Consider the following 22282-nt stretch of genomic DNA (forward strand, 5'->3'; position numbering starts at 1 on the left):
TAGAGCACGTAGTCTTCATGGATTTCTGAGTGGAATTTACGCCTCACTATGTGCATATCAACTCACTCATCAAAATAAGCCAACAATTCAAATTAAGGAATCATCGGCTTAAGCACGATTCGGGTTAGCTAGGATGATTTCTTGCGCGCCCGTGGATGGGCACTGTCATAGACTTTCGCCAGATGCTCAAAATCCAGATGGGTATAAATTTGCGTGGTGCTAATATCCGCATGGCCCAGCAATTCCTGCACCGCACGCAAATCGCCACTACTGGCCAGCAAGTGCGAAGCAAAACAGTGTCGCAACAAATGCGGATGCAAGTGCTGACTAATGCCTGCCCGCTCAGCCTGCAAACTCACCCGGCGTTCAATTTGCCGGGTGCTTAAGCCCTTGCCGGAACGCTCGCTGACAAAAATCGCATCCTCTTCAGATGCAACCCAGCTACTACGTAATTGCAGCCAGGCTTGCAGCGCTTCAATGGCTTTGCTACCCACTGGCACCACACGGGTTTTATTGCCTTTACCAACGACAGACACTAAGCCACGCGCCAGATCCAGTTGCGCCAAGGTGAGTTTGGCCAGCTCGGACAAGCGTAAACCACTGCTGTAAAACAGCTCCAGAATGGCTTTATCCCGACACCACAGTTGTGCATCACGCTCCTTTTCTGGCGCAGCCTGATCCAGAATCTGCGGCATGATTTCCGCATCCAGCATACCGGGCAGCGGACGATTGGGACGCTGAATAGCAAAGTCCAGTGCAAAGTTTTGCGCAATAATTTCCTGCTCAACCAGCCAGTCGGCAAAACTGCGCACCGCAGACAGCTCACGTTGCAGGCTGCTGCTGGAAATGCGGTCTACTTCAATGCGCTGGGCGGCAAACTGGCGCAAGGTATGATGGCTGACCTGCTGCAATCCAACAGATTTACAAGATAAAAACACGGTGAATTGCAACAGATCACGCTGATAGGCCTTTCGGGTATGGAAAGACAAATTCATGCGGACCAGGGCTTGCATCCATTGCCGCACAAGCTCAGATACATTGTCCTGTACAGAACCTTTTTCAGGCTGATCTGTTTCTGAAAAACTTAAATCCTGCTGGGTCACTCAGTTATCCTTAAAAAAGCCCTGTTGCGAAACCATAAAAAATCCTTCTTGCAAAGCAATGTCTATCATCCCACTTGCCAAAAGAAATAATAAGAATTTCGCAAGAAATCTGGAGAACTACTGCTCCTCGTTTTGCTCAGGAACATAGAAGTCATAGGGATTAAAAGTGCCTTCAAAGGTGGTTGCTGTTGGCCCGGTCATCCATACTACGTCATTAGGTTGCCACTGAATTAATAAAGGGCCGCCCGCCAGATAAACGCGAACTTCCGGGTCAAGCAGGCCACGGCGAATCCCGCTCACTGCGGCGGCACAGGCGCCAGTACCGCAGGCTAGGGTTTCGCCCACGCCACGCTCAAACACGCGCAAACGTACCTCGCCCCGGTTCACAATTTGCATAAAGCCGACATTGACCCGTTGTGGAAAACGCACATGCGATTCCAGTACAGGGCCAAGGGTGTCTACAGGTGCTGTATGAATATCATCCACCAGCAGCACTGCATGCGGATTGCCCATATTGACTACATCCAGCTCAACCGTTTGACCCAGTGCCTCTACCGGATAGCTGTCTGGCAACTGCGGGCTTTGTTCTTCAACCTTAAACGGAATATCGTCCGGCAAAAAGCGCGGCTCGCCCATATTGACACGTACCCAGGCCTGATTATTGATTTCTGGCTCCACCACGCCGCTCTTGGTTTCCACCCGGATTTTGGCTTTTTTGGTTAAGTGACGCTCATGCACAAAACGGGCAAAGCAGCGCACGCCATTGCCACACTGCTCTACTTCCGAACCATCGGCATTAAAAATACGGTATTTAAAATCCACATCCGGCCGCTCAGGAGCTTCCACAATCAGCATCTGGTCAAAGCCGATGCCAAAATTGCGATGTGCCAAACGGCGAATGAGTTCAGGATGCAGCGGCATGCGCTGGGTTACCAGATCAATCACCATAAAGTCATTGCCCAGCCCATGCATCTTGCTAAATTGAATCCGCATTGTGTTCTCCGTTTGGTATTGCCACAGTGATTTGTTAAAAAGTGCTTATTCCGGCAGGCAGCTTTCCAGTTGCCACAGGTCTTGCAGGGTTTCACGCTGACGCACCACATGCATGTTGCTGCCATCGACCATGATTTCAGCCGCACGCGGGCGAGTGTTGTAGTTACTGCTCATTACAAAACCATATGCCCCTGCACCCATCACCGCCAGCACATCGCCTTCCTGCAAGGATAGCTCGCGCTCTTTGCCCAAAAAATCCCCGGTTTCGCAAATCGAACCCACCAGGTCCCACTGCTTGCTATCTTGCTCGCGTGGTGCTGCAACCGGCACAATATTCATCCAGGCCTGATACAGCGACGGACGGATCAGGTCATTCATGGCTGCATCAATTACCGCAAAATTACGGTGCGCGGTGGGCTTTAGCAAATCCACAGTCGTCAGCAACACGCCAGCATTGGCACTAATGGCACGGCCGGGTTCCATATATACTTTCAGGCCCAGTTTGCTTAAGGCAGGTTGCAGGCTTTTGGCATATTCGGCAGGGGTTGGTGGGGTTTCATCGTTATAGCGCACGCCAAGGCCGCCACCAATATCAATATGCTTAAGATGAATACCCTGCGCTTTCAACTGTTCAATCATTTGAATGATTTTGTCCAGCGCATCTACAAAAGGCTGGGTGGTGGTGAGCTGCGAACCAATATGGCAATCAATGCCAACTACATCCAGACCTTGCAGGCTGGCGGCATACTGGTAAGTGTCATACACAGTATCGCTAGGCACGCCAAACTTGTTTTCTTTGAGACCCGTGGAAATATACGGATGGGTTTGCGCATCCACATCAGGGTTAACTCTTAAGGACACTGGTGCCTTTACGCCCAAACGCTGGGCCACGCGGTCAATGCGGGCCAGCTCGGCATAGGATTCCACATTAAAACAGGCAATACCAACCTTTAGCGCCTGTTCAATTTCAGCTTCAGTTTTGCCAAGTCCGGAAAAAACCACTTTGGCCGGATTACCTCCTGCGGCAAGCACACGCGCCAGCTCGCCCCCACTGACAATATCAAAGCCTGCACCCAGACGTGCCAGCACATTCAATACCCCAATATTGGAGTTGGCCTTGACCGCAAAACACACCTGATGGTCAATAAACGCAAACGCTTCATCAAAGGCTGTATAGTGCCGTTCAAGGGCTGCCCGCGAATACACATATAGCGGGGTGCCGTGGGCTTTTGCAATTTCTGCCAGTGATACCTGCTCCGCATGCAAAACGCCTGCAATACGCTCAAAACTCATGAGTTACCTATTATTTCTAAAAAACGAAAGGGATAAATGCTTAAAAGCCGATGGCTAAAAATTATGCATTAAAACGAAGACATTAATTGGTGACTGTAGTGCCCGGCTCATCTGAAAAATCAGTTTGCGGGTTGGGCTGCACTTCGCCATTGGCCTTTTTCGGCTTAATCAAATAAATGGCTTTGCTGTCTTTGGCAGCATGATCAGAAGGCAGGATCAAAGGCCCTTTTTGCCCACAGGCGGCCAGCCCAAGAGCTGTCAGGCAAAGCAAGGCAGAAGAAAAGCCTATGCGCATGGTGGTTCCTTAAAATAATTCTAAAATTACGCAGTAGTATAACTCAAGCAAAATCCATAGATACGGTTTTTCAGCAAACTCGGCACTCACAGCTTTGACAGGATGCCGTCCTTCTGGCCCTAATCACGATAACCCCATAAAAACCTGTTTATCTATCCAGAAACTTTTTATGACCAGCGATTGTACTTGCATAAAATAACCAAACTTACAGAGTTTGACAGGGAATGCGCACTTTATTGACTGAAAAGACAGAGCAGTTCTTTTAAAACTAGAATGCACTGTATTGGCAACGCACAGAATTTAATCAAATTAATGACTGTTTGAAGGCAAGAATTCACCGAATCAGCGTTATCACAACCTTTTTAAACCAACCCGACTAAACCAACCAAATCATGCCCAGGTAACCGCTCTGCCAACCGTTTTAGGACAGCAGGCCAAGCCCGAGCACAGGAGTAGCACAATGCACGATTCAAATGGCGCAACCACCTCACTCTGGCAGGATATTCAGCCACCCATTCCGGCTAATGGCCAGCAAGCCCCCGACATGACTGTTGATGTCTGTATCGTTGGCGCAGGGATTAGTGGCCTGTCGGTGGCTTATATGCTAAGCCAGGCCGGCAAGAAAGTGGTGGTACTGGATGATGATCCAATTGGCGGTACCATGACCTCACGGACCACAGCGCATTTATTTAGTGCACTGGATGACCGCTTTTACAAGCTGGAGCGCCTGTTTGGTGAAACCGGCAGCCAGCTTGCTGCGGAAAGTCATACCCGCGCGATTGATAAAATCGAAGAAATTGTTTTGCATGAAAACATTGACTGCGAATTTAAACGTGTTGATGGGTATTTGTTTTCCCATACCACTGAAGACAGCCATGAGCTGGATAAAGAACTTGAGGCAGCACAACGCGCCGGTTTTACCGATGCACAAAAAGTTGATTTTCCGCCACAGCAGCCCCAACTTGGCCCGGCCATTTGCTTTCCACGCCAGGGTCAATTTCAGCCGCTGGCTTATGTGGCCGGACTGGCAAAGGCCATTCAGGCCAAAGGCGGACTTTTATATGATGGCACTCATGTTAGCAAGATACAGGATGATGAAAGCCAGCCTTATGTCGAAACAGCACATGGCACCACCATCAAAGCCAGACATATTGTAGTGGCGACCAATAGTCCCATGCACAGCCGGGAGTTTTCGCTAAAACAGGCGCAATACATGACCTATGCCATTGGTGTGCGTATTCCACCCAACAGTTTTACCCCTACCCTGTACTGGGATACGCAAACACCGGGTTATCATTATGTGCGGTCTGCTTCCAGTCCTGCCGGTAAAAATGATCTTTTGATTATTGGCGGTGAGGATCACAAGGTCGGACAAGATAATGCCGAAAACAAGCATTTTGACAATCTGGAAAAATGGGCAAAGCAGCATTTTCCCAATGTTGAGAACCGCGTGTACCAATGGTCGGGCGAGTATGCAGAACCCATGGATTCACTGGCATTTATTGGCCTAACCCCTTTTCAGAAATCGGTATATATGGTCACTGGCGATTCTGGTCAGGGCATGACACACGGTACTATTGCCGGCATACTAGTGACTGACCTGATTTTGGGACGCAACAATCCATGGGCTGAACTCTACGATCCATCACGGCGTAATCTGCATCCAGAAGCCATGCTAACCATGATGAAAGAAGGGATTAATGCCAACCTGCAATTTGCCGATTATTTACGTTCTGGCGAAATTAGCTCACCTGACGAACTGGATCATGGACAAGGTGCCATTATGTCCAAGGGCTTACGCAAAATCGCGGTTTATAAAGATGATGAAGGCAAGATTCATCAGTGCAGTGCCATTTGTACCCACTGGAAAGGGGTGGTGCGCTGGAACAATGCGGAAAAAACATGGGATTGTCCGCTACATGGCTCGCGCTTTAATGCCTGTGGCAAGCTCATTCAGGGGCCAGCCAATAAAGACCTTGATCCGGTTGAGTAGTTTTTCGGATTGAATATTCTTTCAGGCAAACAATCAGCCAGCTAAAATTAATAGCTGTAAATCAAAAGCCAGCCAGTTCATCTGCTGGCTTTTTTACAGTTGAAAATTCATCATTGCTAAAAACTTATCACTGCTCAATTGCGCGTGAACTATGCTATAACAACCAAGATTTTCAAATAAAATACTACTTAGATCAGGGACCACAGGGATTGTCATGTCTAGCAAAATCAGGTCAGTCAAAAGCCAATCTGGGAACCGTGACACCAGCAAAAAGAAAACCCTCTTAAGCCGTTTACTGAATCAACCGGAGCCCAGCTGGTATACACCCGTTGCAAAATCTACCAACAGCACGCTGGAAATTCTGTATCTGGGCACGGCAGGTTTTGTACTAAAAAGTCAGGATCGCATTATTGCACTTGATCCCTACATAAGCCGCCCTTCACTGTGGCAATCTTTGAGCCAGCCTTTATTGCCAAATACTGCCCTGATTGAACAGCTTATTCCTGAAGCCGATGACGTGCTGATTGGCCATGCACATTATGACCATATTCTGGATGCGCCACAGCTTTGCCGCTCTACCGGGGCACGCCTGATTGGTTCGACGGCTACCATTATGGTCGGGCGTGCAGCAGGCTTACCGGATGTGCAACTGGTAGAAACCCAAGGCCGTGAAACTATTAAATCCGGGAGCTGGCAGGTTCGTGGCCTGCCATCCATCCATGGCAAGGCTGCGTTTGGCCGGATTCCACTGCCGGGCGACATGAACGAGCCACCGCCGTGGCCGCCACGCTTTTACCAGCTTAAGCATGGACTGGTTTTAAACTGGCTGGTGGATACGGGCAATCTTAAAGTGGTGCATATTGATTCTGCCGATTTCATTGAATCTGAACTGGCAGGTATGCAAGCCGATATTGTATGCCTGTGTGCGATTGGTCGCCATTATCGCCCCAATTATGTGAAGGATGTGGTGCGCTTGCTGCAACCCAAGTGGATTATTCCCTGCCACTGGGACAGCATGGTTACACCCATCCATGACACGCCAGACCTGCTGCCACAAGTCGATATGCCGGGCATGATTGAGGAAATCCGGGCTGCTGGCTGTGAACCCGTGGTGATGCCCATTTTGGGTAAGGCCTGGTTTTAGTAGCTTGCATTAGTAATAACAAACCTGACAGTAGCGAACCCTACAGTTTCAATCCACGCACCTGCATGAGGTGCGACATGCAGTCTGAGCCTGAATTACCTGACTTTATGTTTCAATCCACGCACCTGCATGAGGTGCGACGACTAATAAAATCTACAAGTGTCGCAACTTCTGTTTCAATCCACGCACCTGCATGAGGTGCGACTAGTATAAGTATTTCTATAGTGGGCGTTTTATGTTTCAATCCACGCACCTGCATGAGGTGCGACATGAGGTTAAGGCTGGGTATAGATTGCATCCTGTTTCAATCCACGCACCTGCATGAGGTGCGACATGATGCAATCATGCAGCAATTTGACCAGATGGTGTTTCAATCCACGCACCTGTATAAGGTGCGACTGTCAAAGTTAGTAATTTCAGCTTCACCAAAATGTTTCAATCCACGCACCTGTATAAGGTGCGACTTATTTTTTGAAGATTTATTGCCAGGCTGTCGTGTTTCAATCCACGCACCTGTATAAGGTGCGACAAATCCCAGATCATGCGCGGAAAATCTGGCAATGTTTCAATCCACGCACCTGTATAAGGTGCGACTGTAAGTGGCATTTGTGCGCCCTATACTGATAGGTTTCAATCCACGCACCTGTATAAGGTGCGACAGCGCCCCACTTGGTATTCAGGGGCGATGTGTGTTTCAATCCACGCACCTGTATAAGGTGCGACTGCTGGTGGTACTGGCAAACAAATGTCAGATGCTGTTTCAATCCACGCACCTGTATAAGGTGCGACAATCCAATTACTGATACAAAGTCCAAAGCTAAGTTTCAATCCACGCACCTGTATAAGGTGCGACTTAATCCACCTCATGTTGGTGAAGTGCTACGGGTTTCAATCCACGCACCTGTATAAGGTGCGACTTGATACAACCATTAATTTGCCCAGTGCACCTGTTTCAATCCACGCACCTGTATAAGGTGCGACAAGAGTAGCAATGGCCAAGCTTGATAGTGAAATGTTTCAATCCACGCACCTGTATAAGGTGCGACGAGCAATCCCCGCAAGCACCAACACTCACCAGCGTTTCAATCCACGCACCTGTATAAGGTGCGACGTTTGTCATCAATAGCGAGCAAAAGCCCGCTGTTGTTTCAATCCACGCACCTGTATAAGGTGCGACGTTCTTTATGGCTGCTTACAGGGGTTTGATATGTTTCAATCCACGCACCTGTATAAGGTGCGACAATGACGAGTAGGACAAGCAAAGAGTAGTCAGGTTTCAATCCACGCACCTGTATAAGGTGCGACTTTTAAAATAATCACGCTCGCCAAAAGTGCGGGTTTCAATCCACGCACCTGTATAAGGTGCGACGCCATGAAAGCCGCCCAATGGCACATAGCACCAGTTTCAATCCACGCACCTGTATAAGGTGCGACCTGCACCACAGCCCGAACGGTGGCAAGCGCAGGTTTCAATCCACGCACCTGTATAAGGTGCGACTGTTGTAGGATTTGTGCGGATAAACGTAGCAAAAGTTTCAATCCACGCACCTGTATAAGGTGCGACAACATCACAGATGCCTGTATGCTCTCTTGATCTGTTTCAATCCACGCACCTGTATAAGGTGCGACTCGTGCGTATGCCGGATGGCACCATTATCAAGGTTTCAATCCACGCACCTGTATAAGGTGCGACATGACTGCGGATTGCCCAGGCTTGCCAGTTCACCATCTGGTTTCAATCCACGCACCTGTATAAGGTGCGACTATCCGCTGTTGCCTTATCATCCTCCAAGTTGGTTTCAATCCACGCACCTGTATAAGGTGCGACCCAGTCGTATGTTGAGTGTTGGTGATGGCCACGTTTCAATCCACGCACCTGTATAAGGTGCGACATGCTGATTATGACAAGGCTATGGCCATTATTGTTTCAATCCACGCACCTGTATAAGGTGCGACGGTTTAACGTCAGTGCGCTTCTGCCATAGGTCGTCATTCAGGTTTCAATCCACGCACCTGTATAAGGTGCGACGCACATCATCAGCAACCAGCGCGCTGCCATCATCGTTTCAATCCACGCACCTGTATAAGGTGCGACTTGCGCCTATGCGGCGCGTTTAGCTAAACGAGTGAGTTTCAATCCACGCACCTGTATAAGGTGCGACTGTGGACGTTTACAAAGCTTTGATCCAGGGTGTTTCAATCCACGCACCTGTATAAGGTGCGACTATAGCACGCTCCAGTGACCGACTGACTGAGCAGTTTCAATCCACGCACCTGTATAAGGTGCGACACCGTGTCTTGATCGTTCTCGTCCACCAGCACGGTTTCAATCCACGCACCTGTATAAGGTGCGACAAATTCGTTCTGATACGCCAGCCAGCTATCAGTTTCAATCCACGCACCTGTATAAGGTGCGACTTGTTCTGCAACGGCCATAAAACCCCCTTAATCGTTTCAATCCACGCACCTGTATAAGGTGCGACCTTGCGCCCAGAGCCAAACCATGTATTTATAAAATGTTTCAATCCACGCACCTGTATAAGGTGCGACTCTCTAAAGACGGCAAACCCGCACCAGACCTGCTGTTTCAATCCACGCACCTGTATAAGGTGCGACTTGCCAGTGGTACTGATCTGGAATGCTTCAGCAGGTTTCAATCCACGCACCTGTATAAGGTGCGACATCATTTCCTCTAGCTTGATAGCCACATTTAAGTTTCAATCCACGCACCTGTATAAGGTGCGACGTGCGCGGCATGAAATACGCACAGGACAGCCTGTTTCAATCCACGCACCTGTATAAGGTGCGACACTATCAACTGCTAATGCCGCAGCTTCTGACAATGTTTCAATCCACGCACCTGTATAAGGTGCGACGCCCATACAGCGGCTTATGGTCAGTTAAAGCTAGTTTCAATCCACGCACCTGTATAAGGTGCGACATCCAAGGCTGGATAATCTGGTCAGGTTTACGGTTTCAATCCACGCACCTGTATAAGGTGCGACATCCACAGGTTGTTATCCAGCCTCGTCTTGATGTTTCAATCCACGCACCTGTATAAGGTGCGACTATTAATTTAACGTGGGACCGGGTGGATTATAAGTTTCAATCCACGCACCTGTATAAGGTGCGACGCTTTCGGGGTTGGCTTGGGTACTGGTACAGCAGTTTCAATCCACGCACCTGTATAAGGTGCGACACTGGCGCATGAATCTGGTGGCTTTCGCTACATGGTTTCAATCCACGCACCTGTATAAGGTGCGACGCCAGCGTTATACACGTCGTCGGGCTTTGGTGTTTCAATCCACGCACCTGTATAAGGTGCGACCTGCCCAAGGCACTCTTAATGTGATTGTATTGCCAGTTTCAATCCACGCACCTGTATAAGGTGCGACTTTGCCTGTGCCATGTAGTGATCTGGCTGAATCAGTTTCAATCCACGCACCTGTATAAGGTGCGACGGTCGTGCGGCTGGCCGACAAAACTACTTGCTCGTTTCAATCCACGCACCTGTATAAGGTGCGACTGTTTTGATAACTGGCGGTGGAACATTCAGTTTTGTTTCAATCCACGCACCTGTATAAGGTGCGACGGCGCCCCAATTGTATCGAGTGACAATATCGTAGTTTCAATCCACGCACCTGTATAAGGTGCGACCGGTATGATGCACGACAATCACGTCAGCCAGCCGGTTTCAATCCACGCACCTGTATAAGGTGCGACTATCCAGCCATTCCATTTCATCAACACAAAATGTTTCAATCCACGCACCTGTATAAGGTGCGACGTGCCACTGGGGTGAACCCCCCCAACAATGCCAGTTTCAATCCACGCACCTGTATAAGGTGCGACAAATGATAAAGGCACTTTGGTCTGGAATGATGGTTTCAATCCACGCACCTGTATAAGGTGCGACGGCTTAGCCAAGCTGTTTGGTGGCAATGGCAAGATGTTTCAATCCACGCACCTGTATAAGGTGCGACAGCATTCTCTTAACCTACTAATAGCAAAGGCAAAAAACTGCAATTTTTGCGAATAGTAGAGATTGGAAATGCAAAGCTAATCATAAAGTAAAAATATTCCCCCATAACGATAATGATTTCAAACACTTAACCGATTTGCGAAAACCCTAGCAATTTTATGCCCGCTTAGGATTCGCGCACTGCTATTTACCTGCTTAAAAAATAAGTGGGCCGTTTAAGTCAAATGCTGGTTTTGCCCCAATATGTTCAACCCGATGCTCCCAGTTGCTGCCTAGGTAGTAGAACCGCAGGCTATCTAAGGATTCATCCATGACGTTGAGTAACCGACTTTTAAGGCTCACCCATTGAGCAGGGTCAACCTCAATTTCAAATACTGAGTATTGCACCCGCTGGCCATAATCGCGACATAATTTTGCAATTTTACGTAGGCGCTTTGCCCCTGTTTCACTATCTTTTAAGCTCACATCATAAGTGACCAGTACCATCATTACAGCATTCTCCTATTTCCATAAAAATGGAATATAGCTGTCTACATCGCCACGTAAATGACGCGCTAAAATTTGTGCCTGTAGCCAAGGGATTAAGCCAAATGGCACAGTTTCTTCAAACCACGGATGCAACAATGTTTCCTGCTTACGGGCTTGCCAAGCCGCCAAAAAAGTTTTGCGGGCGTCATCTTTCAACGTGACTGCACCATTTGGCCAGCTTTCAAAATCCTTTAGTAAAATTTGCTTTTTATTAATCAATGACAACACAAAACGGTCAATCATGGGACGCAATTCTTCAGCCATATCTAACGCTAAGGATGGGCGACCTGGCCTTAACTGATGCAAGAAACCACATGCCGGGTCTAGGCCTGTTGTTTCTAGAGCCGAACGATAATCATGTGTTAGTAAGGTATAACTAAATGATAATAACGCATTGACAGGATCTTTTGGTGGACGTCGCTGACGGTTTAAAAATTCAAATTCCTGCTGGCGAATTAGATGAGAGAACACACCAAAATAAACTGTAGCGGCCTCGCCTTCTCGCCCCATGAGCTCATCAATACTGGCACAATCAACCAATTGCCCAAGACACCGCGTCATGCGCTTATCCGCATATTCGAGCTGGGCAATATCTATACTGTTAAGCTGCTCGGCATAATCACGTAGATAGCGCCGTATTACTGCACGCTGGTTATAAAGTTTGCCACTTAGCATACTCTGTGCAATCAAAATACTGCTGGTTGAGCTATGAGCAGTGAGATGCTGCCTGCGCCTGAGCAATACATTGCCACTGACCGCGCCTTCTACCCGCGCCAGAAATTTTCCAAACTGGTTAAGCAAGGTAATAGTTATACCGTTTTTAGCGCAATGCTCCATTAAATAAGGCGAAATAGTAATCTGGCCAAAACACACCAGCCCCTCTAGCTTATGGATAGGCACGCGTGCTTTGGTTTCATCACCCAGCTTCATTACCAGATTTTCACCATCCTTATGAATCCATGCACCCTGAGTTTGCACGTAGATGGTATTTCTCAATGGTCGCATTTAATTTCCCTATTTATTCTGCCTGTAAGTGCTTAGCTAACCATAAACTCGCTGATTTTTTAAATTTTTTTGGATGGCATAATTCAATCAACGAACAGGCGCGACATTTTTTACTGTCGAATATAGCGGCTGGTGTGCTGCCGGTTTTCACAATCTCACGGCAGGCCTGAATGGTATTTAGAGTTAAGTCCTGCAGTTGCTGGTCAAACTCTATATTTTGCCGCCTGCGAGTTTCTCCATAAAATAATGCACCCTGAGGAATAACCACATTCTGCATTTCTTCCAGGCATAAAGCTTGCGCACAAAGTTGTACTTCATCCGCCTGATGCGATTTGGGCTTGCCGCGCTTATACTCAATTGGATAAGGCAACTCGGAACCATCAGGTTGCCGATGAAACTCAACCACATCGGCTACCCCTTCGATACCTAGTCTTTCTGAGGCTAAAGGCAATGCCCACGCCGTACGGATTTTGCCGCGTTTTTGCTGATCCTGCTGATTAACCCGCTGATGCAATACCTGACCTGACGCAGTAAAATAATTTTCTGTCCAGATATCTTCAAGTTCGATTAGCGCAAACTGGCGTGGACAGTATAAATAATGCTGCAAGCGCGATAGATAAATGGTTTCCATACCATGTGTCCTTTTAAACTAAAATAAACCCTGCCCATTAGAATCTCATTTATAGGCAGGGTTTAAATTTATAGCCGCTCGATAATTTCTACCCCTTCTGGTTTGCCTGCATGGTCAACTGTGATGTTGTAATCGGTATAGGCACGCGTACTCTCCACACCTTCTTTGCGCTCAACTTTGACACGCTCAAAAAGCTGATGTGCAGGCGCATTGCCTAACTTGCTTTCATGTTTAAATATCACAAGTTTTCGTGTGGTCATCTCGCCTCTTGCCGCAGAACGATCATGCTCAAACATCTGCTCTAAAGCCTGCCAAAATATTTCCAAGTCATTTTCGCTAAAACCTGTTCGCTCCGCCAATGGAGCAGAAATAAAGCCATGCATTTCATACAAGCCATAAGGAATAATATGCTTGCGCCCCATTGTCCGCTCTTTGTCGGCATCCTTTTCATTGGTGACCGCCATACGGGTAATTGAAATTTCAAGCGGCACTATAGGGTCAATTGACCGCGCAAAAGCTAGTTGAACCGCGCCACGCACTTGGCCAGTGTTTACCTCAGTCGTCATTACTGCACCGAAAGTCCGCACATCAAAAAAATGGTCACACATAAACTTAGTTAGGGCTTTTGCCTTGTCGGCATCTTTAGGCAGTTTTTTTGTTTTGGTATCTGGTTCAAGGCCTAATGCCTCGTAAGCTTTCTTATTAAAGTTATTAAGTACCGCCTTTTCCTGCATATAGATGGCGTAACCTTGTTGGTCATCCTGCGTTAATTCAACAAAGTTCCGTACCTTGCGTTTGATACAAACATCTGTAACCAGTCCCTGATTAGTTTCAGGATCCAGGCGCGCCATGTTACCGGCATCAGGATCACCATTGGGATTACCGTTGGTAACATCAAATAATAGAACAAAATCGTAGCGGTTGGTAATGGCAGTCATCATTGCTTCCTGAATTGAATTATAAAAATAGTTTCGATTGGAGATTACTCTTCGGTATTATTCATACCGTCATTCACAGGAAGTGATTCGGCCATCTCATTTTTGACTTCCTCGCCTTCCTTGGTTTTGATAGTTTTCGTCCACTTTTGATGATAATAACCAATAGCAAAGCGGCCCTGGTCATTCATGTTTAAACTTTTTGGCCAGCTTGTACTCAAGCCTTGTTCAATATCGCCAATTTGCCAGTCAAAAAAACTGGATAATCCCGGATTTTCCTTGCGTATCTTGCCCAAATGGTTAGCAGCATTTCGAAGTAGCATCGGAAAAATAGATGCGGGCGTTGCTGAGGCTGCTCCCCAATAACGGTCGCGTATAGTCGCGTTCACGCTATCTCCAAGCGCTTTACGCTGAATACTTTCTAATACAGCAAATAACCGCCCCAGTCGGTAGGCCGGATTGGTTTCGGTCACATCTAGGCTCATAGGTATCTCCTTATGGTTTTTTGTTTGTAGATCAAACTGCTGGCTTAAGCGGGCAGCGCGGTTAATTACTGCCTTGCACAGTGCCACACGCAAGCTAGTAATTTGCCCATCACTACGCATCCGCAGTAGCAGTTGTGCCAATAAACTTTGTGGATAGCGTTGCCCAGTAAAAATAGCTCTTGCTAAATCGCCAGCAAGTAGAGGGGAAACATCATCGAATTTAGGTTTCTGTCCTGCACGGTGCGGAACAGTAGCCAGCGTAAGTGAAGCTATGCTTGGTGGCGTCCGCCACGGGATAGGCTCCAGATATAAATCCTGATAATGCTCGGAGATTCTTTCGCTTAACTGTCCAAGCGTAGACTGCTGCCAGAAGCGGACGCTGATACGGGCTGCATTAGGAGATAAACCCAAAATATAAAACCGAGTATATGGGTCTAGATCGGGTCGTATAGCTGATAAAGGTCTACCACTAGCAATTTGTTTAATTAAACCAGAAAGACTTTGCGTTTCCTGCTCATCAGTTGGTGGCGGAGGTGCAAATAATGCAGCAACGAATAGTTCTGCTTGTTCAGCCTGACTTGCATTATTAGCCTCCGCCCAAAATACGGTAACCGCATCACCGATCTTTAGACGTTGCTGATTTCCTTCACTGCGCCGTAGTAAATAGTTCAATGCTATTGTATAGGCAAAGGTAGCTTGCTCGCTCATAGGTGAGTTTTCACCCTGCGTTTTTCCAAACGATTCGAACGAGTTTTTATTAAACGAAACAATCATTGCACCAGATGATTGCCCTCCGTCCACGCCCTTTATTGCTGGATGCAGACGTGCTAATGGAGCTTGCCTACCACTAACTAAACACTGCCCAATCACAGAAGTTTCTTCGGCCTGCAAACTAGCCCAGATGTCTTTAGCTATTGGCCTATCATGCAAATATAGGGTTTCACCTTCCAGACGAAACACTACATTTTTATCGATTAGTTCCTCTGTAAAGGGTTGAATAACAGGATGCGTCGTATAGTGCTCAGGTTGCCATTCTTGTAAAAAACTCACCAAAGCCTGTAAGCCCAAATCTTCATTTTGTGCCAGAGCATTAAAATGTAAATTTTTAAAGTTCTGATGCTCTTCCTGACTACGCTTACTGGTCGTGCTTACTCCTAACACATAAGCAGTTTTATCCCATAAAAAGTTGGACTTAATCCCAACTGTACGAGTTTGGCCTTGTGGCGCAATTAGTTCTAAGGCCGAGCGGCGTTTATCAGGTAAACGTAAATCATTGATCGCTGCTAATTCTCCTGCCTGATTTAATATTAGACAAAAATCAATTTTGGCAACTGCGTAACCCCTAGTGGCGACCTTTCCCTGTTCGTTTAATCGCTCATATAGATCATTTAGTTTTTGTAATATCATTGTAGTGTCTCCCCAAATGGAGGCACATTCAACACACCATCTTCAAGCCGGGCACGAAAAAAGCGGGCTTGATGCTTATTTTTATAATCTATGTCCCATAGCATATAGCCGAGGTCTTTGTTGCGATCGAGTTCAGGCAGGCTACTTTTTGGAATATCGGCTACTTGGTCAATCCATTCAAAATAAGCCGGGAATTCTCGATTCCCTAGACAAGGCTGCTGAAAGCATTGACCTTTTTGTGCCCGACGCTTAAAAGTTTCAAAGTGTTTGTTGAGGTTATCGTCTGCACCTGCCTGCTTTGTCATTTCAAAGGAGGCCTCAATCACATAAACAACTTGACGTAGTACTGTCGCAGCACGCTGTTGCCGGTCCTCATCAATAAATGTAACAGCCTCAGCAAGATTACCCGTCTTTTGTGCTTTGCTAATGCTCGTGGTAGCCAGCTTTGAACCTACCTCATTCCGCCGTATATTTTCAAATTGAATAGGATTTAAAACATGAATCCGTTCAATTACGTACCGAATAGCAGGTTTCCAATGTATGGCTTCAATAATTCCCCGTGCGGCTGATGGTGTCATCACATCATAAGATACTCGCTCAACTTTCATCTCTGGGCGAGTAAAGCATGCGTTATCTCCCCAAACTTTTAAAATAACTCTTTTTCTTGCCATAATTTCCCTCGCTCTTTTATTTTTAAATTGCCCGTGCACTGAGACCAAAGCCACCAATGCACTGGCTGTTTGCATCACTCTAACTGACGTTTATCGGTTTCAATCCACGCCTCTAAAAGAAGGCGAACTCAAACCAGCCTACCTATGTTCATTACATGCTTCAATAATTTTATTCCTATAAACGTCAGTAATTTAAAAAATTACCAATTACACTCCATTCCTGAAAGTAATAGTGGCTCACGGTCTGGGTCGAAACCCACATCAGTGGTATACATACTTCTGGTATCCAGCACCAGAAATTGCTGGCCAAAGCGTTCAGGCTGTATATATTGCAGTGCACCAACCTTGACTAAATCAGCGGCAACGCGTTCAGGTACGGACACGGTATAGACCTGTAATTGCCGTGCAATCTTGCCGACGCTTAGGAAAGTTGGAAGCGCTTTTAATTTCTCGATCAACTCTTCTGCTTTGGCATCAAACGGAACAATCACGGTGCACATTGTGCTTTCAATCAGCTTAAATTTTTGATCGACCCAATCAAATGGCAAACTATTAATTTTGCTATTTTTGACTTTAGTAAGTATCTGTTCCCGATCTAGCAGGCTGTTAGTACCTGATTCTTTTTGCCAGTAAAGTAATTCGAAATATTTACGTATACTTTTAATACCTAGAGGGTCTATTGCATAATCTGGCAGTCGTAGTATCTCTTGCATGGTTGAAGCAAAAGCTTGCAACTCTGTTGGCATACTATGATCTTGGGGTGTAAATACCTCAACTAAGCTACAGGCTATTTCCCACTTACCTTCACGGTTACAACGGCCAGCGGCTTGGGCAATAGAATCCAGGCCAGCATCGGCACGTAACACATGGGGAAAGCTAACATCTACACCCGCCTCAATTAATGAGGTAGAGATCACCCGACAAGGCTGGCCTTTCTCCAAATATTCGCGAATTTCCTGCAAAACCTGGCTGCGGTGTACTGAGCACATAAAGGTTGATAAGTGAAAACTTCCTTCCAGTGCTGCAATACCCCGATACAACTCACGCGCCTGCTTCCGATTGTTTACTATGCATAAAATCTGCTCGTGCTGGCTGATTCTTTCGATAAGTTTCTCGTCATTTTGCGCACCAATATGCTTAATAGTGACACGACGGAACTGTTCATATAAAGCTTGGGGTTGAATGTCAGCGGATTGTGCGAGCTCCCGTACATTCTCTAGGCCATCTAAAAAACCGTCTACCTTTCGAATTGCAGGTTGTGTTGCTGTGCATAGGACAATAGAGCAACCATAATTTTGGTTAAGCTCATCAATTGCAACCAAACTAGGACGTAGTAAATGAAGTGGCAGGGTTTGCGCCTCATCCATCACAATGACGCTATTAGCAATATTATGTAGTTTTCGGCAGGGACTGGTTTTGCTAGAAAATAATGATTCTAAGAATTGCACCACAGTCGTGATAATAATAGGTGCATCCCAATTATCCTGAGCAAGTTTTAGCTTAGTCAAACTATCAATATGAGCAGTCTTTTGAGAAATTTTGGCCTCGTTGAAAGCACTATGGTGTTCAATGATAGCCTCTGCAAACTCCTCATCCAGCGCCCTTCGAAATACACTTGCGGTTTGTTCAATAATGCTCGTGAATGGAATAACAAAAATAATTCTGCGTTTATTTTTTAGTGCAGCATGGTCAAGTGCAAATGCCATAGAGGTAAAGGTCTTACCTCCCCCAGTAGGAACCGTTAAGCTAAATAGTCCTGGTTCAAAAGCCGCATTTTCTCGTACAGTTTTAAGAATGACATTCCGCTTTTGTTGGATATCAGTTCGGTTAGGTAAACCTGATAAGAATTGATCAAACTTTTTCTTAATAGATATTAAAGTCGGGTAATTTCCGCGCGGCGCTGGCTGTTTTCCCTCAGCCTGTAAAGCAAAAGCCTCTGTATCTAGCCGATCTGCATCTACTAAACTGGACAACAATATACGTGCAAGTAACATGAGCTGAAAATTTATTGCATCATTTTTTACTTTAAAAAAGGGGTTCATCTCTATTTTAACTGGTAGCAAATGCTCAATTTCAGATTTCCATTGTTCAGCCAATACAGGAAGTGAGCCTTCTTTTTCTTTATTCAAACGCCGCTCAAGCTCAGTTAAACGTGCTGTGTCCTCATGTATTCCATTGGCTAATCCAGCATGGTGGCCAGCAATTACGTAGGCCATAAGTTGCCCCAAGTTGCCATATTTTTTAAATGCTGTTATTGCACCCCAAGTTGCATGATCAACAGATTTCGGATCACCCTGTAAACGCTCCTGAAACTCCTGACAATATTTCCCTAGATCATGTAACAAACCAATAGCTTTAGCAAGTTGAGCCCAACCAATAGACTGGGCGGATTGTTCAGCTATTTTGCCTACCACTGTTAAATGATCGATTAAGGGTTGCCAATTTGTTTTATTAGGGTCTGAGGTAGAGTGGGCATAAAACTCCATAGTTATTCCCTTAATTCATCTTTTCTTCACAATTACTAGTTTTATCACATCAACCAGCTTTAGCAATATCTATACGTCATAAAATGTCGCCCATAAAAAACCAGTCACAGGGACTGGTCTTTTTGTTTAGTCATGCTTTAAACCGGCTTGCGTTTCATCATTAGATAACTAAGCGCCAGAATCACCAGCCAGATCGGGCTAACAATCAGCGACTGCCGCGTATCTGGTTCCAGTGTAAGAATAAACACGGTAAAAATAAAAAATGCAATCACCACATAACACATGGCAACACCGCCGGGCATCTTGAATTTAGAAGTTGCATGCAGCTGCGGACGGGTCTTGCGGTACTTGATATAGGACAGCAGCACAATAATCCACACGCAAATAAACAAAATGGTGGACAGTGTAGTGACCAGGGTAAATGCAGTAATGGTATTGGGTACAAAGTACTGTAGCAATGCGCCGGACATAATCAGCACGCAGGAAAAGATCAGGCCATTGGCAGGAACAGCCACACTGGACAAACGTTCGAAAAAGCTGGGCGCCTGCTTGTCTTTTGCCAGTCCAAACAGCATACGACTGGTGGAAAAAATCCCGCTATTCATCGAGGACATCACTGATGACAACACCACCAGATTCATCACAATAGCCGCCACCGGAATCCCTGCCAGCAGGAACAATTCCACAAATGGGCTTTTATCCGGCACTACAGAGCGCCATGGGGTCACTGACATAACCACCACCAGCGACAACACATAAAACAAAATGACGCGAACCGGAATAGAGTTAATTGCCTTGGGTAGATTCTTTTCCGGGTCTTTAGTTTCTGCTGCTGTCGTTCCCACCAGTTCAATCCCGACAAAGGCAAAAATGGCTATCTGGAATCCAGCCAGAAAACCTTTTAACCCATTGGGAAACATGCCGCCATCTGTCCACAAATTGGTGAGGGACGCAACTGAACCACTGGGCGAGGTAAATGCGGTGAGCACCATGTATAACCCGGCGCAAATCAACGCAACAATGGCAACAATCTTGATCAGGGCAAACCAGAACTCCACTTCACCAAACAGTTTGACGGTCAGCAGGTTAAGACCCATCAGGAACAGCACACAGCCTGCACTAATGGCAGCGCCACCCAGTGGGGTAAACTGCGTGCCTTCCGGTAGCCAGAAGGTTAGATAATTGACAATGGCAGTCAGGTCGGCAATACAAATTGAGACCCAGCACAACCAATAGGTCCAGCCAGTAAAAAACCCGGCCCATGGCCCCAGCAGGTCATACGCCATATCCACAAATGACTTATATTGCAGATTTGACAGGAGTAACTCGCCCAGTGCCCTCATCACGAAGAACACCATCAGGCCAATAATCATATAAATAAAAATAATGGATGGGCCAGCAAGGCTAATGGTCTTGCCTGAACCCATAAACAGGCCGGTACCAATGGCGCCCCCAATTGCAATGAGCTGTAAATGACGGTTCTGTAATTTACGCTGCAAATGGTCTGGCGACGATTGGCTTACGGCATCATCGTGCGACATCATGAAAAGGTTCCCTAATGTTGTTGCGCCTTACCCAAGCAAACTATATTCCTAAAATACCAGCCTATGATTTTTTATCATCATGCCATGCTGATGCTTGCAGATCCCTGATGGCTGTAAGGCAAAAATAAGCCTGCACATTTAACAATGAAGTGCCCGGCGATACAACCTGCCATACGACACATTGCTTAATTTTATCGCAGGCTTACTCCCTCAAAAGACGTCAGATCACGACGCATTTTGCATTAAAATCCATTTTTGCAGATTAAAACCCGCTAAAATAAGCCTCATTTATTAAAAAAATGGACACAATGAGCAAAGTCAAAACCCAGTACGCTTGCCAGCAATGTGGCACGATTCATCCCAAATGGTCTGGCCAGTGCAGCGATTGCGGCGAATGGAACTGTCTGGTTGAAAGCAAGCCAGAAGCGGCCTCAACCCATCGTGCCAAAGCGGGCATCGTGGCTGGCGGCTATGCAGGCCAAGCCAGTAGTGTCACCAAGCTCAATAAAATCAGCATGGCACGTGAAACCCGCCTAAGCACTGGTATTGGTGAGTTTGACCGGGTACTGGGCGGCGGGCTGGTCACAGGCTCAGTGGTGTTGATCGGCGGTGATCCCGGTATTGGCAAGTCCACCATTTTGCTGCAAACCATGACTCACATGGCAGAACAGGCTGGTTCAGCCACAGAAAATACTACGCGCGCGCTGTATGTGACGGGTGAAGAATCACTGTCACAGGTAGCCTTGCGTGCCCAACGTCTGGACTTGCCTACCCATCAACTAAGCGTGATGGCCGAAACCTGTGTGGAAACCATTTGCGCTACGCTGGCACAGGAAAAACCCGCTGTTGCCGTACTGGACTCCATTCAAACCCTGTATACCGAAAGCCTGCAATCTGCACCGGGCGGCGTGGCACAAATCCGTGAATCGGCTGCCCTGCTCACGCGCTATGCCAAAAATTCCGGCACCGCCTTGTTTCTGGTCGGTCATGTCACCAAAGAAGGCGCACTGGCGGGGCCGCGTGTGCTGGAACACATGGTGGATTGCGTCCTGTATTTTGAAGGTGAATCTGACTCACGCTTCCGCATGATTCGTGCGGTCAAAAACCGTTTTGGTGCAGTAAATGAACTCGGCGTGTTTGCCATGACGGATCGCGGCCTGCGTGAAGTGCCCAATCCCTCCGCCATCTTTTTAAGCCGTTATGATGAAGCCATTCCCGGCAGTATTGTGATGGTAAGCCGTGAAGGCACCCGGCCGCTACTGGTAGAAGTGCAGGCGCTGGTGGACGATGCGCATGGTCAGCCACGGCGTGTAGCACTGGGTCTGGATCAAAACCGCCTAGCCATGCTGCTGGCGGTAATGCACCGGCATGGTGGCGTGCAAACTACCGGACAGGATGTATTTGTTAATGTGGTGGGTGGCGTCAAGGTCATGGAAACTGGTTCTGACCTTGCCGTATTGCTGGCTGTAGCCTCCAGTTTACGCGGCAAGGCCTTGCCACAGCATCTGGCAGTCTTTGGCGAAGTGGGCCTGTCTGGTGAAATACGTCCGGTACCCAATGGTCAGGAACGCTTGCGCGAAGCCGTCAAGCATGGCTTTAAAACCGCCATTGTGCCACGTGCCAACATGCCCCAGCAGCCTGTCAAAGGCCTGAATGTAATTGCAGTGGGTCGCCTGCATGAAGCACTGGATGCCGCCCTGCAACTGGACAGTTAATTCAGGCAGTGATAGCCAGTTAAACCGGCTGGTATAGGCTTAAGCCAGTATTTTAACCCGCCTTAATTGTGT

The 22282-nt window shown here is 47.0% G+C and carries 15 protein-coding genes, 1 pseudogene and 1 CRISPR repeat array; of the genes and pseudogenes, 4 read left to right on the forward strand and 12 right to left on the reverse strand.

From position 1 onward, the window contains the following. Positions 1–112: pseudogene (locus E2B99_RS02900) on the forward strand (IS982 family transposase); the annotation flags it as partial. A 16-nt stretch (positions 113–128) separates the two neighbouring features. Here the strand turns inward: E2B99_RS02900 and E2B99_RS02905 are convergent. The 4 genes from E2B99_RS02905 to lptM form a co-directional block, all read right to left on the reverse strand. Next, positions 129–1013, reverse strand: coding sequence for a tyrosine recombinase XerC (locus E2B99_RS02905; RefSeq protein WP_134243537.1), 885 nt, complete (start codon positions 1011–1013; stop codon positions 129–131). 207 nt (positions 1014–1220) lie between these two features. Next, positions 1221–2096: a diaminopimelate epimerase gene (gene dapF / locus E2B99_RS02910; protein ID WP_134243487.1), complete on the reverse strand. Its 876-nt coding sequence runs from the start codon at positions 2094–2096 to the stop codon at positions 1221–1223. A 45-nt stretch (positions 2097–2141) separates the two neighbouring features. Further along, positions 2142–3389 carry a diaminopimelate decarboxylase gene (lysA, locus tag E2B99_RS02915; protein ID WP_134243488.1) on the reverse strand — a complete coding sequence of 416 codons (1248 nt, stop codon included), beginning with the start codon at positions 3387–3389 and terminating at the stop codon, positions 2142–2144. An 82-nt stretch (positions 3390–3471) separates the two neighbouring features. Continuing rightward, positions 3472–3684, reverse strand: coding sequence for an LPS translocon maturation chaperone LptM (lptM, locus tag E2B99_RS02920; protein WP_134243489.1), 213 nt, complete (start codon positions 3682–3684; stop codon positions 3472–3474). A gap of 460 nt (positions 3685–4144) precedes the next feature. On the opposite strand from lptM, the gene E2B99_RS02925 reads away from it, so the two are divergent. Together E2B99_RS02925 and E2B99_RS02930 are read left to right on the forward strand one after the other, a co-directional pair. Then, the gene (locus tag E2B99_RS02925) at positions 4145–5677 is read left to right on the forward strand and encodes an FAD-dependent oxidoreductase (protein ID WP_134243490.1); all 1533 of its coding nucleotides are present in this window, start codon (positions 4145–4147) and stop codon (positions 5675–5677) included. 214 nt (positions 5678–5891) lie between these two features. After that, positions 5892–6821 carry an MBL fold metallo-hydrolase gene (locus E2B99_RS02930; protein ID WP_134243491.1) on the forward strand — a complete coding sequence of 310 codons (930 nt, stop codon included), beginning with the start codon at positions 5892–5894 and terminating at the stop codon, positions 6819–6821. Positions 6822–6866: 45 nt separating this feature from the next. Beyond that, positions 6867–10804: direct repeats of the CRISPR family, unit length 32 nt; unit sequence GTTTCAATCCACGCACCTGTATAAGGTGCGAC. Between the two features lie 194 nt (positions 10805–10998). Here E2B99_RS02930 and cas2 read toward each other — a convergent pair. The 8 genes from cas2 to cycA form a co-directional block, all read right to left on the reverse strand. Beyond that, a complete protein-coding gene (gene cas2 / locus E2B99_RS02935; RefSeq protein WP_134243492.1) occupies positions 10999–11292 on the reverse strand; it encodes a CRISPR-associated endonuclease Cas2 in 294 nt (97 codons plus the stop codon). A gap of 12 nt (positions 11293–11304) precedes the next feature. Next, on the reverse strand, positions 11305–12336 hold the full coding sequence (gene cas1c, locus E2B99_RS02940; protein ID WP_134243493.1) for a type I-C CRISPR-associated endonuclease Cas1c: 1032 nt from the start codon (positions 12334–12336) through the stop codon (positions 11305–11307). Positions 12337–12349: 13 nt separating this feature from the next. After that, entirely contained in the window at positions 12350–12967 is a 618-nt protein-coding gene (gene cas4, locus E2B99_RS02945) for a CRISPR-associated protein Cas4 (protein WP_134243494.1), read from the reverse strand. Positions 12968–13035: 68 nt separating this feature from the next. After that, on the reverse strand, positions 13036–13908 hold the full coding sequence (cas7c, locus tag E2B99_RS02950) for a type I-C CRISPR-associated protein Cas7/Csd2 (RefSeq protein WP_240687704.1): 873 nt from the start codon (positions 13906–13908) through the stop codon (positions 13036–13038). Between the two features lie 41 nt (positions 13909–13949). After that, positions 13950–15794 carry a type I-C CRISPR-associated protein Cas8c/Csd1 gene (gene cas8c / locus E2B99_RS02955; RefSeq protein ID WP_134243495.1) on the reverse strand — a complete coding sequence of 615 codons (1845 nt, stop codon included), beginning with the start codon at positions 15792–15794 and terminating at the stop codon, positions 13950–13952. Then, positions 15791–16540, reverse strand: coding sequence for a type I-C CRISPR-associated protein Cas5c (cas5c, locus tag E2B99_RS02960; protein WP_240687705.1), 750 nt, complete (start codon positions 16538–16540; stop codon positions 15791–15793). The genes cas8c and cas5c overlap by 4 nt, the downstream gene beginning before the upstream one ends. Positions 16541–16665: 125 nt before the next feature. Then, positions 16666–18951 carry a CRISPR-associated helicase Cas3' gene (gene cas3 / locus E2B99_RS02965; RefSeq protein WP_134243496.1) on the reverse strand — a complete coding sequence of 762 codons (2286 nt, stop codon included), beginning with the start codon at positions 18949–18951 and terminating at the stop codon, positions 16666–16668. Between the two features lie 137 nt (positions 18952–19088). Beyond that, the gene (gene cycA, locus E2B99_RS02970) at positions 19089–20495 is read right to left on the reverse strand and encodes a D-serine/D-alanine/glycine transporter (protein WP_430981440.1); all 1407 of its coding nucleotides are present in this window, start codon (positions 20493–20495) and stop codon (positions 19089–19091) included. A gap of 308 nt (positions 20496–20803) precedes the next feature. Here cycA and radA point away from each other — a divergent pair, with 308 nt between their 5' ends. After that, a complete protein-coding gene (gene radA, locus E2B99_RS02975) occupies positions 20804–22210 on the forward strand; it encodes a DNA repair protein RadA (protein ID WP_134243497.1) in 1407 nt (468 codons plus the stop codon). Positions 22211–22282: the final 72 nt, after the last annotated feature.

This window comes from Alkanindiges illinoisensis (assembly GCF_004377485.1).
In the GTDB taxonomy this organism is placed as follows: Bacteria; Pseudomonadota; Gammaproteobacteria; order Pseudomonadales; family Moraxellaceae; genus Alkanindiges; species Alkanindiges illinoisensis_A.

What these genes read in the sequence shown, in the direction of transcription:
- E2B99_RS02930 (WP_134243491.1), top strand. Translation starts at nt 5,892, where the DNA reads ATGTCTAGCAAAATCAGGTCAGTCAAAAGCCAATCTGGGAACCGTGAC.
- cas5c (WP_240687705.1), bottom strand. Translation starts at nt 16,540, where the DNA reads ATGCAAACAGCCAGTGCATTGGTGGCTTTGGTCTCAGTGCACGGGCAA.
- cas1c (WP_134243493.1), bottom strand. Translation starts at nt 12,336, where the DNA reads ATGCGACCATTGAGAAATACCATCTACGTGCAAACTCAGGGTGCATGG.
- E2B99_RS02905 (WP_134243537.1), bottom strand. Translation starts at nt 1,013, where the DNA reads ATGCAAGCCCTGGTCCGCATGAATTTGTCTTTCCATACCCGAAAGGCC.
- lptM (WP_134243489.1), bottom strand. Translation starts at nt 3,684, where the DNA reads ATGCGCATAGGCTTTTCTTCTGCCTTGCTTTGCCTGACAGCTCTTGGG.
- cas4 (WP_134243494.1), bottom strand. Translation starts at nt 12,967, where the DNA reads ATGGAAACCATTTATCTATCGCGCTTGCAGCATTATTTATACTGTCCA.
- cas8c (WP_134243495.1), bottom strand. Translation starts at nt 15,794, where the DNA reads ATGATATTACAAAAACTAAATGATCTATATGAGCGATTAAACGAACAG.
- cycA (WP_430981440.1), bottom strand. Translation starts at nt 20,495, where the DNA reads ATGATGTCGCACGATGATGCCGTAAGCCAATCGTCGCCAGACCATTTG.
- cas2 (WP_134243492.1), bottom strand. Translation starts at nt 11,292, where the DNA reads ATGATGGTACTGGTCACTTATGATGTGAGCTTAAAAGATAGTGAAACA.
- cas3 (WP_134243496.1), bottom strand. Translation starts at nt 18,951, where the DNA reads ATGGAGTTTTATGCCCACTCTACCTCAGACCCTAATAAAACAAATTGG.
- radA (WP_134243497.1), top strand. Translation starts at nt 20,804, where the DNA reads ATGAGCAAAGTCAAAACCCAGTACGCTTGCCAGCAATGTGGCACGATT.
- E2B99_RS02925 (WP_134243490.1), top strand. Translation starts at nt 4,145, where the DNA reads ATGCACGATTCAAATGGCGCAACCACCTCACTCTGGCAGGATATTCAG.
- lysA (WP_134243488.1), bottom strand. Translation starts at nt 3,389, where the DNA reads ATGAGTTTTGAGCGTATTGCAGGCGTTTTGCATGCGGAGCAGGTATCA.
- cas7c (WP_240687704.1), bottom strand. Translation starts at nt 13,908, where the DNA reads ATGATGACTGCCATTACCAACCGCTACGATTTTGTTCTATTATTTGAT.
- dapF (WP_134243487.1), bottom strand. Translation starts at nt 2,096, where the DNA reads ATGCGGATTCAATTTAGCAAGATGCATGGGCTGGGCAATGACTTTATG.